Below are 3,068 nucleotides of genomic sequence, written 5' to 3'. Positions count from 1 at the left end.
GCCCATTTCGTCGCCACCTTGCCCCGCGGTTTCGGGTCCACGTCGCCCTCGCCCTCGCGCGAGTCGACCTGCCGCTTCATCTCGAGCAGCTGGTCGAGCGTCAGCGCGTACAGGTCATCCAGGCGCCGGACGAAACCGAGGTCGCACAGGTCCTCGATGATGCGATCGCCGAGGCCTTCGATATCCATTGCGCGCCGCGACGCGAAGTGCCGGACCGCCTCCTTGCGCTGCGCGGCGCAGGCGAGCTCGCCGGAGCAGCGCCAGACCGCCCCGCCCTCCTCGCGCACGAGCTCGGAGCCGCAGACGGGGCACGCGGTGGGCATCGTCCATGCGGTCGCGGAGCTCGGACGCTCGTCGGTCACGACGCGCACGATCTCGGGAATGACATCGCCCGCGCGGCGAACGATCACCGTGTCGCCGACGCGTGCGTCCAGGCGCGCGACCTGGTCGGCGTTGTGCAGCGTGGCGCTGCTGACGACGACGCCCGCGACCTGCACCGGGCGCAGTCGCGCCACGGGCGTCGCGGCGCCGGTGCGGCCGATCTGGATCTCGATGCCCTCCAGGACGGTCATCTGCTCCTGCGCCGGGAACTTGTGCGCGATCGCCCACCGCGGCGCGCGCGAGACGAAACCCATCTCGCGCTGTCCCGCGTAGTCGTCGAGCTTGTAGACGACCCCGTCGATGTCGAACGGCAGGGACGAACGCTTCGCGCCGATCGCACGGTAGTAATCGAGCAGGCCCTGCGCACCGCGGACCACGGCGTTCTCGGCGCTGACCGGCAGCCCCCACTCGCGCAGCCGTGCCAGCGTTTGCGAATGCGTATCGGGCAGCGTGCCGCCTTCGACCACGCCGACCGCATAGGCATAGAACGCCAGCGGACGTTGCGCAGTGATGCGCGGATCGAGCTGGCGCAGCGAGCCGGCCGCGCCGTTGCGCGGATTCGCGAGCGGCTTTCCGCCATCGGCAAGCGCCCGGGCGTTGAACGCCTCGAACGCCGCGATCGGCATGTAGATCTCGCCGCGCACCTCGAGTACCTCGGGCCACCCTTCCCCGCGCAGCTGCAGCGGGATCGCCCGGATGGTGCGCACGTTCGACGTCACGTCCTCGCCCGTGGCGCCGTCGCCACGCGTGGCCGCCACGGCCAGTCGGCCGTGTTCGTATCGCAGGCTCACCGCGAGGCCGTCGAGCTTGGGCTCGACGGAGAACGCCGGGTCGCGCACGTCGAGCGCATCCTCGATCCGTCGCACGAAATCGATCGCTTCCTCGTCGGCGAACGCGTTGCCGAGCGACAGCATCGGCAGCCCATGGCGCACCGGCGCGAACGCCGAGGCCGGCACGGCGCCGACGCGGCGGGTGGGCGAATGCTCTTCCACGAGCTCGGGGTGCTCGGCCTCCAGCGATTCGAGCGCCCGCATCAGCCGGTCGTATTCGGCATCCGGGACGGCGGGGTCGTCGAGGACGTAGTAGCGGTGGTTCGCCTCCGCGATGCGGCGGCGGAGTTCGTCGATGCGTGCCGCGGCGTCGCCCATGCCTCAGCCGTCGACCTTCGATCGCGCGGCGAGCCATTCGTGGATGCCCTGCGGAATGTCGCGCTGCGCACGGCCCGAAACGTAGATGCCGATGTGCCCGCCGCGGAACGACAGCTCGCTGTAGTCCCGCGAGCCGACGAGCCCGCGCAGGGGCTTCGATGCCGACGGCGGCACGAGGTGGTCCTGCTCGGCGTAGATGTTGAACACCGGCATGTCGACCGCCTGCAGGTCGACCGTACGGTCGCCGATCCGGACGCTGCCGTTCACCAGTCCGTTCGCCTGGTAGAACTGCTTGATGAACTCGCGGAACGCCTCGCCCGCCAGATCGGGCGAATCGAAGATCCACGTCTCCATGCGCAGGAAATCCTCGACCGCGCGCTTGTCCTCGAGGATGTCCACCAGGCCGACGTACTTCTGCACGAGCAGCCGGTACGGCTTGAGCGTGAGGTAGCACCAGTTCATGACGTCGGCCGGCACGTTGCCGAGCGTATCGACCATGAGGTCGACGTCGAGCGCGCGTGCCCAACCCGCGAGCATGTTGTCGGGCGTGTGGAAGTCCACCGGCGTCACCATCGTGACGAGGTTGCGCACCTTCCGCGGATTCAGCGCCGCATAGCAGAGCGAGAACGCCCCGCCCTGGCAGATGCCGAGCAGGTTGACCGCGTCCACGCCGTGCGAGCGGCGCAGATGGTCGACCGAGCCGCCGAGGAAGCGCTGGATGTAGTCCTCGAGCGTCTGGAACCGGTCCGAACGGTCGGGATAACCCCAGTCGATGATGTAGACGTCGTGCCCGCGCTCCAGCAGGCCGCGCACGATCGACTTGTCGCTCTGCAGGTCGACCATGTACGGGCGGTTGACGAGCGCGTAGGCGATCAGCAGCGGTATCCGCTGCGTCGCTTCGACGCCTTCGCGGCGGAAGCGGTAAAGCGCGACCTTGCCGTCGCGCCAGACTTCCTCGCGACCGCTCGCGCCGACTTCCACCGGGTCGAGCTGGGCGAGCGTCTCCATGCCCTTGCGCAGTCGGGACTGCACCTGCAGCGCTTCGCGCGCGAGGCTGTCGAGGCCGATGGCGATCGGCGATGCGTGCATCGGGTCCATCAGCGCTTTCCGGATTTCTTCGGGGCAGACTTCGCCGCAGGCTTGGGCGCCGGCGTTGGCGCAGGCTTGGACGCGGGCTTCTGCGTCGCGGCGGGCGGCGCGGCGGCGGGCTCGACCTGCCGCGACGCGAGCGCGGACTCGACGGCTTCGCGCAGGCGTCGCACCTCGCGCTCGAGTTCCGCGATGCGGCGGTACGCGCCGTCCACTTCGCTGCGGCCCGGCATGCCCCACTGCGCGGCCGTCAGCTCGACTTCCTTCTGCATCGCGGCCCGCACGCGCATCTGCGCGTTGACGTAGTCGCCGAACGCCTTCTGGAAGCGTTCCGTGAGGGCGATGTCCGCGTAGGCATCCTCGGCCGCGTCGACAGCCGGCGTGGGCGCCATAGCGCCGATCGACGTAGCGGTCGATGATCCCGAGGAATTCGTCGGCGATGCGCTCGCC

General features: G+C 69.8%; 3 protein-coding genes. All 3 read right to left on the bottom strand.

Annotated features, from left to right (window positions below):
- Nucleotides 1-1,529: NAD-dependent DNA ligase LigA (gene ligA, locus ACY35P_RS15235; RefSeq protein ID WP_462116683.1), on the bottom strand; the 1,529-nt coding region annotated here is incomplete at its 3' end.
- Between the two features lie 3 nt (nucleotides 1,530-1,532).
- A complete protein-coding gene (locus ACY35P_RS15230; RefSeq protein ID WP_462116684.1) occupies nucleotides 1,533-2,618 on the bottom strand; it encodes a class III poly(R)-hydroxyalkanoic acid synthase subunit PhaC in 1,086 nt (361 codons plus the stop codon).
- An 8-nt stretch (nucleotides 2,619-2,626) separates the two neighbouring features.
- Complete coding sequence (locus tag ACY35P_RS15225; protein WP_462116682.1) at nucleotides 2,627-3,010, bottom strand: poly(R)-hydroxyalkanoic acid synthase subunit PhaE; 384 nt, start codon at nucleotides 3,008-3,010, stop codon at nucleotides 2,627-2,629.
- Nucleotides 3,011-3,068: the final 58 nt, after the last annotated feature.

This window comes from Lysobacter xanthus (assembly GCF_047159895.1).
The sequence above is the reverse complement of the archived record's forward strand: the minus strand, read 5'-3'. Positions and strand labels throughout refer to the sequence as shown.

Coding starts and splice junctions, on each gene's coding strand:
- ACY35P_RS15230 (WP_462116684.1), bottom strand. CDS start 2,618: ATGCACGCATCGCCGATCGCCATCGGCCTCGACAGCCTCGCGCGCGAA.
- ACY35P_RS15225 (WP_462116682.1), bottom strand. CDS start 3,010: ATGGCGCCCACGCCGGCTGTCGACGCGGCCGAGGATGCCTACGCGGAC.